The following is an 8357-nucleotide window of genomic DNA, read 5'->3' on the forward strand; positions in this document are numbered from 1 at the left end:
CGCCCACAAAAGTCTCATAGCGGCGTCTTCGCCCGACGCGAAGCGGTTGACAGCGATTGAGCGAAACGGTCTTCAAGGCCCCGATGACCGCTGTTGCGATCCCGACAGGCGAGACCGGCGGCGGGACGCACCGTTTTCCCGCTGACAAGCCGTTGCGCCTGGATAGCGGCGCCCTGCTGAGCCCGCTCGAAATCGGCTACAAGACCTACGGCGTGCTGAACGCCGACAAGTCCAACGCCGTCCTGGTCTGCCACGCGCTCACCGGCGACCAGCACGCGGCCTCCGACCATCCGGTGACCGGCAAGCCCGGCTGGTGGGATCGGGTGATCGGCCCCGGCTTGCCGCTCGACCCCGACCGTTATTTCATCATCAGCACCAATGTGGTCGGCGGTTGCATGGGCTCGACAGGCCCCGGCTCAACCGACCCGACCACCGGCCAGCCCTACGCGCTCACCTTCCCGATGATCACCATCGCCGACATGGTCCGCGCCCAGGCCATGCTGGTGGAGGCGCTGGGCATCGAGACCCTGTTCGCGGTGGTCGGCGGCTCCATGGGCGGGATGCAGGTCCTGCAATGGGCGGCGGACTATCCGGACCGGCTCTATTCGGCCATCTGCATCGCCGCGGCCGCGCGCCATTCGGCCCAGAACATCGCCTTCCACGAGGTCGGCCGCCAGGCGATCATGGCCGATCCCGACTGGCGGGGGGGCTCCTATCAGGTCGAGGGCGTGCGCCCGGAGAAGGGCCTGGCCGTGGCCCGCATGGCCGCCCACATCACCTATCTGTCGGAGACAGCCCTGCAGCGGAAGTTCGGCCGCGAGCTGCAGCGCGACGGCCTCTCCTGGGGCTTCGACGCCGACTTCCAGGTGGAGAGCTATCTGCGCCACCAGGGGGCCAGCTTCGTCGACCGCTTCGACGCCAACTCCTATCTCTACATCACTCGGGCGCTGGATTATTTCGACCTGGCCGGGAACCATGGCGGGGTGCTGGCCGAGGCCTTTCGCCGGGCCCGCGCCGTGCGGTTCTGCGTGCTGTCGTTCTCGTCGGACTGGCTCTATTCCACCGCCGAGAGCCGCGACATCGTCCGCGCGCTCAACGCCGCCGGTTGCCGGGCGAGCTTCGCCGAGATCGAGACCGACAAGGGCCACGACGCCTTCTTCCTCGACGAGCCGGCGCTGGATTCGGCCCTGCGCGGTTTCCTGGATTCCAACGCCGAGAAGCGGGGCCTGGCGTGAGCGCTCCCCTGCGCGACGACTTCCGCGAGATCCTGCGGCTGGTGCGCCCTGACGCCCGGGTGCTTGACGTCGGCTGCGGCGAGGGCGAGCTGCTGGAACTGCTGACCCGCGAGAAGAACGTCGACGGCCAGGGGCTGGAGCTATCGTCCGAAGGCGTCGGCGCCTGCTTGGCGCGCGGCTTGGCGGTGGTGCAGGGCGACGCCGACCGCGACCTCGACCACTTCCCGACCAAGGCCTTCGACTACGCCATCCTGTCCAAGACCCTGCAGCAGGTGCGCGACCCCAAGCACGTGCTCTCCGAGCTGCTGCGGATCGCCGAGCGGGCGGTGGTGTCGGTGCCGAACTTCGGTCACTGGCGCGTGCGGATGGCGCTGATCACCACGGGGCGGATGCCGGAGACCAAGGCCCTGCCCGAGCCCTGGTGGTCGACCCCCAATATCCACCTCTGCACCTTGCGCGATTTCACCTCGCTGTGCGCGGACCTGAACCTGCGGATCGACGCCTGCGTCTCCCTGGCTCCGGGCAAGCCGCCCCGCCAGATCGACGCGGCGCGGCCGATCGAGAACTGGCGGGCCGAGACCGCTCTTTTCCTGCTCAGCCGCAAGGCCGAGCCGGAGCCTTCACCAGGCGCGCCGGCGAAATCGGATCTCTTCGGCTAGAGGCCTAAGTCGCCGGAGCACGGTCGGATGAGGGATCTCTCAGAACGCGGCGAAGCCGGATTCGAACCACGAACCTCACGAACAACACGAACGGAACCGAACTCGACAGGCCGCGAAGCTGCACGTTCGTGCCGTTCGTGAGGTTCGTGGTTTCAATCTTCCTGAACATTCGCGGCTGCGCCGTTCCCAACCGAAAGGGCTTTCGATCCTCAGAGCAGCCAGGCCGGCGCCGGGCGACCCGACGCGGCGCGCAGGCTGATCAGGGCCATGCCGCCTTCGAACAGGCAGTAGGCGGCCACGAACAGCACCGGGGTCTCGACCAGGGCCATCGGGTCGGCGATCACCAGCAGGACGGCCAGCGACAAACAGCCGCAGGCGCCGATGAAGGCCACCTTCGAACGCCAGAGCGGGGGGCGGCCCGCGGTCCGTCTCGCGAGGCTCACCAGCACCGCAGCCACCGCCAGAAGTCCCCCGACCAAGAGCGTCATATCTAAGTCCTTACACTAGAACAAGAATCTAGCGACCACGCGGCCGTCATAGGCTTCGTAGTCGTCTCGCAATTCACCCCCGGCCTCGACCGCGAAGTCGAAATATTCGGCTTGACCGCGAAGGGCCAAGCGCAGAACCGGTCCGCCGCCGGAAAGTTCCGGCGCGGCGAGACTGAAGGAAGGGCCTCCGGCGACGAAGCGGGCGGTCGTGACATCCACTCCGTCGCCGGAGACCTGACGCCAGCCGGCCGTCACTTCCGGGACCCAGACGAAGGCGCTCTCCTCGCCCAGACGCGCCCCGAAGGTGACGCCCGCAAAGGCGCCAAGCTGCGAACTCGATCTCTTGTCGATGGCCAGATCCATCGCCACGCCGCCGCCGCTCTCGGTGCGGCTGTCTTCCTTCAGCAAGAAGTAGTCGGCGCTGACCTGAGGTTTGGCGAAGAAGGCGCCGGCCTCGAACAGGTAGCTGGCGTTAGCGTGGACCGCGAAGGTCCCGCCGTTCCAGTCGGATTTCGTGGTCCGCGACAGGCTGGTGGCCGCGTCGGACAACACCCGCTTGCTCTTCAGCCGGGCGTAGCCGCCGGTCGCGCCCAGGTTGACGGTCAGACCGCCCGCCGTGTCGCGCCAATAGACCCCGGCTGAATAGACCTGGCCGCCCAGGGTCTCGGCGGTGTTGGAGCCCTCGTCCTCGACGTCGACGTTCACGAAGCTGGTCATCAGGCCCAGGGTCCCGACCGTGGTGTCGGGCGCCTCGATCCCGCCGGCCAGGCCAAAGCCGTCGGCCTCGTAGCTGGAGGTGCGGTCGACGTCGCGCTTGACCAGGAAGGCGATCTCCTGGGTCCACAGCCGCAGGCCGTCGCGCGACATCATCGGCTGCTCTTCCTCGATCGCCCGGTTTGTGGCGTCCGACGCGGTCGACAGCACATTGAACAGGCCGCCGGAATAGTCGGGCAGGAACTGGTCATAGAGGCCGGCGAACGTCCCCTCGTCGGTCTTGGCCAGCAGCGCGTCGCGGACGCCCGTGTCGCCGTCGAAGTTGGCGAACACCGCATCATAGGCCGAGGCCTCGGCGGCGTTCAGCCCGGCCTCGGTCGCCGTGCGGCGGCGGACGTCGGCGAAGATGGTGGTCTGGGTGACGTCCACCCGCAGGTCGGCCTTATAGAGCCAGGGCGTCGAACCCAGCAGGCTCTGGTCCAGGGCGCCGGTGGTGAGCGCGCCCGCCTTGACCAGGGTGAAGCTGGCGGGCGCGGTCAGCTTGGTGGCGAATCGCAGGCCGAGCTTGGCGCCGGTGGCCACATTGGCCGCCCCCGACACGTTGAGCGTGGTCGACTTGCCGCCCACGGGATCGGCGGTCAGCACCAGTTCGCCGGTGGCGCCCAGGCTCAGACTGGTGAGGTTCAGGGTGTCGGTGTTGGTGGCGGTCAGGCGGCCCTTGACGATGTTCATGGTCAGGCCGCCGCCGGCGTCGGTGAGCGCGCCGGTCATCTTGGCCCCGCCGTCGATCACCAGGGTGTCGGCGCCGGAACCGAAGGCCACCTTGCCGTTCAGCACCCCAGCCAGCAGCTCCAGCCGCGCCGCGCCCGAACCGAACAGCACGTCGCCGGTGATGGTGGGGGTGATCGTGGTCGTGGCGTTGGCGCCCTGGCGCACCGTGACGCCCGCGGTATTGGCCCGCAGGTCCAGGGCTGTCGTGCTGCCGGTCACCGCCGCGGTGTCGGTGGGAGTGATGGTCGCCGAGATGGTGTGGATGTTCTCTATCAGCCGCAGGGAGCCCGCCGAGTCGAGGACGGCGGTGGCCGCCCCCTTTGTCCCGGTGATCGCCGCGGCGATCGTGCCCGAATTGCCGAGATAGCCAGCCGATGCGCCGGCGTCGATCTGGATGGCGCGGACGTCGACGGCGTCGGTCGCGCTCGCCGTGGCCTTGATCGTCCCACCCTCGTTGCGGATCAGCGGCGTGGTCGCGCCGGCGCCCAGGCGCAGGGCCGTCGCGTCGGCCTTGGCCGTGGCCGCGGTGACCGAGCCCGAGACCCGCACGCCGCCGTCGATGGTGACCTTGCCGCCCAGACCGCCGAGTTGGATCGCCGTGGAGGCAGCGCCGTCATAGACCCCTGCGCTCTGTACCGTGCCCTTGATGTTGAGGCCGTAGGCGTTGACCCCGGTTCCGCCCAGACCCAGGCGAATGTCGTGGCCGGCGACGTCGCCGGCCAGGATCGCCGCGGCCGTGCCGATCGAACTGATCGTGCCGGTGGTCTCCGAGGCGTCGGCCACCCCGTCGTCGTCCTCATCGGTGTCGTTGGTGTCCAGGTCCGCCGGCGGCGCATCGACCACGATGCCGCCGAACACGTCGCCGCGCACCCGCACCGCCGGGCCGCCGATCAGCAGGTCGTCGGCGTCCAGCTTGGCCAGTGCCGCGTCGGCCGGGCGGGTGGTGTAGCGATAGCCCGTGGCGGTGACGGTGTTGCCGAGCACCAGCTTGCCGCCGACCCCCTGGTCGATGGCGACGCCCACGGCGTCCTTGCCCTGCACCAGGACGGACGAGAGGATCGCCACGTCGCCGCCCACCGTGCCGGTGGTGTGGACGCCGTAGATCCGGTCGCCGCTGACGGTGATGGCGCCTGCGGTGCGCACCGAGCCGTCGATGGCGGTCTCCACCGAGATCCCCGCCGAGTCATTGCCTTCCACGGCGATGGTGCCGCCGGTCATGACGATGCTGCCATGGAAGGTCTGCGGGCCGGTGACCCGCACGCCAAACCGCCGATTGCCGGTGGCGAACGGTCCGTCATTGTCGCCGTCGGAGTCGGTGTCCTTGATCTCGGTGGTCTCGTCGACCTGGATGGAGCCCGAGATCTTCACCTCGGCCGTGGTCCCGCCCTGCACCAGAATGCCGGTGGCGTCGTCGGCGTTCTGGATGACGATCGAACCTTCGTGAACGACGTCATTGTTGCTGTTCAAGGTGATGGCCGTGCCCGAGGTGAGCTTGATGGAGCCCGCGCTCGTCACCTTGATGCTGTCCGGCGCGCCGTTCGCCGCCGTGGCCGTGGCGATCGCGGTGGTCCGCTCGTTGGCGATCGTCGTCTCGGCATGAGCCGCGCCCGCCAGCAGGCACAGGGGAGACGCGGCGGCGAGCAGGACGTGGCGAAGGGGCATGGAGTCTCCGGGAAGGTGGCGGACGCCTGCGGAACCATGTTATGGCTACGACAAGGCGTTATTCGTGGCGTAGAAATACGTTTCGTAATTACTGTACATAGCCCGCCGGCGTGTTGCAAGATGGCTAAGCGGGCCGTCGGCGCCCGCGGTCATGGAGTTGAGACAGATGCCAAGAAGCGCGGTCGATCCGGCGCGGGCTGCGGCGACCAAGAGCCTGCGCCAGGAGGCGGGGCGCTGGTTGAAGGCCGGGCGCGAAGCCGCCGGCCTGACCCAGGCCGAACTCGCCCTGCGGGTGGGCCTGCGGTACTACACCTTCGTCTCCCAGGTGGAGAGCGGCCTCGGTCGCGTACCCATCGAGACCCAGGGGGTTTGGGCCGAGGCGGTCGGCCTTGATCCCGCCGAATTTGCACGCACCCTGCTGCGCTACTATGAGCCGGAGCTCTTCCGGCTTCTGTTCGGGGATGCGGCCGAGGATGCGCCCAGCGCGCGCCTGGCCAATCGGGCTTAGGGAACCGCGGTTGTCATGACCAACGTCGTGTCGTTCACGCCGCGCGCCAGCGCGGGCGGCGGGTGGACCGCTTCCGAACGCGAACGGCTGGCGGACCTGGCCGACCGGCTTTCGGCCGGCGGCGGCAAGGTCGAGGCCGTCTACGGCGTCAGCGACGACGGCGATCCCTGGTGCGTGATCAAGGACGAGAACGAAGAGGTCCTGGTCCACATCGCCCGCATCGACGGCCAGTTCGTGATCCACGACGCCGCCGCCGATGCGATCCAGGAGGGCGACACCCTATGGAGCGCCTGCGACCGCCTGCTGGGCCCCGACTGGCGCGAGCATCGCGGCGATGTGGTGGTCTCGCTGAGCGGACGCCACGCCCAGCTGGTCATCGCCCTGGTGATGGCCGCCACCTTCATCCACGAGGTCGACCACGCCGAGGCCGCGACCATGCCCAGCGCGCCGCCGGCGCCCGCTCTCCTGGGCGCGGCGGCGGCCCTGGCGCCGCTGGCCGCCCAGGCCCAGACCGCCGACGATCTGCGCCACGAACTGCTGGGCGCCCAGGATAACGCCGAGAAGGTCGCGACCCACCCGGCTGACCTGGCGCCGGCCCCCGCCGCCCCCGACGAACCCCCGCCCCCCGCCGCCGCCGAATCCATCGCCCTGGCGACCAGCCTGGAGGACCCCGGACGGCTGGATAGCCCCCCCGCGCCCGACGAGGACGTCCAGGTGCTCCGCGGAAGCGCAGGGGCCGACACCCTGCAAGGCGGCGAGGGCCGCGACGAGATCTTCGGCGGGGCCGGCGACGACAGCCTCAACGGCGGCGGCGGCGCCGACACCCTGCACGGCGGCGAGGGGAACGACACTCTGCAAGGCGGCGGCGCGGGTCCCGGCGAGTTCGACGTCCTTGACGGCGGCGTGGGCGACGACCAGATCGCGGTCGCGGCCGACGCCGTGGCCACCGGCGGCGCCGGCGCCGACACCTTCGTCTTCTCGGGCCAGGCCAACGCCGACGGCCTGCTGGGCGTGGTGACCGACTTCTCGCAAGGCCAGGGCGACCGCATCGCCTTCAGCGGCGGACGGACCTACACGGTGGTGGGCGAACACCAGGAGGCCAACATCCTGGGCGGCCTGAACGGCTTCTTCGGGGCTACCGCCACCTCGCCCCTGCCGGGCCTGCGCGTTGATGTCGACCTGAACGGCGACGGCGTCGCCGACGGCTACCTAATGCTGGGCCGGCCCGGCGGATCGGCGCCTCCCGAGGAGCCCAAGCTGCCCGAAGGCCGTTGGCACGGCGAACTGTCGACCTCCAGCCTCTACGCCGCCCCGCCGCCCCCGGGCGACTTCACGGGCTAGGCTCCCGGGGTTCCTGCGCCCAGCGGCCTAGCGCGAATGTCAGGTACTGGCGGTGGGCGGGCTTCGCCATCTCAGGCGAAGATGCAATGATCCTTCGATCCGGAGTCGGAGGGGCGTATGCGTGGATCGCCGTTGAGCGCAGTGATCGGGGCGCTGTTCCTCGTGGGCTGCGGAAGTCAGCCACAAGAGCGCACCGCAATCGAGACCGACGCAGTTCGAGCTGCGGACGCGTCGTTGCAGCAGGCCGTGACGGCGCGCGACCTCAGCAAGATCATGGCGTTTTACGCCGACACCGCGATCCTAATGCCCACGGCCGAACCCAAGGTGATTGGCAAGGCGGCAATTGAGGAGGAATGGAAACACATCCTGGCGATTCCTGCGTTCGAGAACAGGTCCAAGCTTGAGCGCGTAGAGGTCTCGGCGTCCAACGACCTCGCCTACACCATGGGCGTCTACACCAGCCGCCTCATGGGCGAAGACGATAAGATCGTCGAGGAGCCAGGAAAGTGGCTCACAGTATGGAAAAAGCAGGCTGATGGCCGTTGGCGCGTAATCGTGGAGACCTACAACACCGACATTCCTCCCCCAGACCATAGGTGAAGGTCCGAAACAGGCCGAAGCCCGACATGGCGAAGGCGCCAATCGAGACTGAAGAAGGCCGCTTCGCGCCTAGTCGCCGAAACCGACGAACACGGTCGCCTCAGCCACAGCCTTGCGTTCAGACACGACCGCGTTGGCCGGGAAGCTTTCATCCGGCCAGCCCAGCGCGATACTTTTCATGATGACCTGATCATCGGCGATGCCGGCGTGCTCACGAACCACGGGCGATTGCATGATGCCCTGGCTGTTGATCACCGCGCCCAGCCCGCGAGACCAGGCGGCGTTGACCAGGGCGGTCGTCACGGCGCCGCAATCGAAGGGGGTGTCGTCGCTGCCGTCCAGCACGCGGTCGTAGGTCACGATCACGCAGACAGGCGCG

The 8357-nt window shown here is 68.9% G+C and carries 8 protein-coding genes; 5 read left to right on the forward strand and 3 right to left on the reverse strand.

The annotated features are described in order from the left end of the window. Positions 1-83 precede the first annotated feature (83 nt). Entirely contained in the window at positions 84-1235 is a 1152-nt protein-coding gene (locus tag Q8Q88_RS04840) for a homoserine O-acetyltransferase (protein ID WP_305674068.1), read from the forward strand. Then, entirely contained in the window at positions 1232-1894 is a 663-nt protein-coding gene (gene metW / locus Q8Q88_RS04845; RefSeq protein ID WP_305674069.1) for a methionine biosynthesis protein MetW, read from the forward strand. Before Q8Q88_RS04840 ends, metW begins: the two co-directional genes overlap by 4 nt. 209 nt (positions 1895-2103) lie before the next feature. Here metW and Q8Q88_RS04850 read toward each other — a convergent pair whose 3' ends face one another. Both Q8Q88_RS04850 and Q8Q88_RS04855 read right to left on the reverse strand, forming a co-directional pair. Beyond that, positions 2104-2382, reverse strand: a complete 279-nt coding sequence (locus Q8Q88_RS04850; protein ID WP_305674070.1) for a hypothetical protein — start codon at positions 2380-2382, stop codon at positions 2104-2106. Between the two features lie 15 nt (positions 2383-2397). Next, entirely contained in the window at positions 2398-5529 is a 3132-nt protein-coding gene (locus tag Q8Q88_RS04855; RefSeq protein ID WP_305674071.1) for an autotransporter outer membrane beta-barrel domain-containing protein, read from the reverse strand. A 166-nt stretch (positions 5530-5695) separates the two neighbouring features. On the opposite strand from Q8Q88_RS04855, the gene Q8Q88_RS04860 reads away from it, so the two are divergent. From Q8Q88_RS04860 to Q8Q88_RS04870, 3 genes are all read left to right on the forward strand, one after another. Next, the gene (locus Q8Q88_RS04860) at positions 5696-6037 is read left to right on the forward strand and encodes a helix-turn-helix domain-containing protein (protein WP_305674072.1); all 342 of its coding nucleotides are present in this window, start codon (positions 5696-5698) and stop codon (positions 6035-6037) included. Between the two features lie 15 nt (positions 6038-6052). Next, positions 6053-7378, forward strand: coding sequence for a calcium-binding protein (locus tag Q8Q88_RS04865; RefSeq protein ID WP_305674073.1), 1326 nt, complete (start codon positions 6053-6055; stop codon positions 7376-7378). 141 nt (positions 7379-7519) lie between these two features. Beyond that, on the forward strand, positions 7520-7978 hold the full coding sequence (locus Q8Q88_RS04870; protein ID WP_305674075.1) for a DUF4440 domain-containing protein: 459 nt from the start codon (positions 7520-7522) through the stop codon (positions 7976-7978). A gap of 69 nt (positions 7979-8047) precedes the next feature. On the opposite strand, the gene Q8Q88_RS04875 is transcribed toward Q8Q88_RS04870, so the two are convergent. Further along, positions 8048-8357, reverse strand: a 310-nt coding sequence (locus tag Q8Q88_RS04875) for a nitroreductase family protein (RefSeq protein ID WP_305580833.1), incomplete at its 5' end; no start/stop codon positions are given.

The organism is Phenylobacterium sp. (genome assembly GCF_030697925.1).
Classification (GTDB): Bacteria; Pseudomonadota; Alphaproteobacteria; order Caulobacterales; family Caulobacteraceae; genus Phenylobacterium.

Coding starts and splice junctions, on each gene's coding strand:
- Q8Q88_RS04850 (WP_305674070.1), bottom strand. CDS start 2,382: ATGACGCTCTTGGTCGGGGGACTTCTGGCGGTGGCTGCGGTGCTGGTG.
- Q8Q88_RS04860 (WP_305674072.1), top strand. CDS start 5,696: ATGCCAAGAAGCGCGGTCGATCCGGCGCGGGCTGCGGCGACCAAGAGC.
- Q8Q88_RS04855 (WP_305674071.1), bottom strand. CDS start 5,529: ATGCCCCTTCGCCACGTCCTGCTCGCCGCCGCGTCTCCCCTGTGCCTG.
- Q8Q88_RS04865 (WP_305674073.1), top strand. CDS start 6,053: ATGACCAACGTCGTGTCGTTCACGCCGCGCGCCAGCGCGGGCGGCGGG.
- Q8Q88_RS04840 (WP_305674068.1), top strand. CDS start 84: ATGACCGCTGTTGCGATCCCGACAGGCGAGACCGGCGGCGGGACGCAC.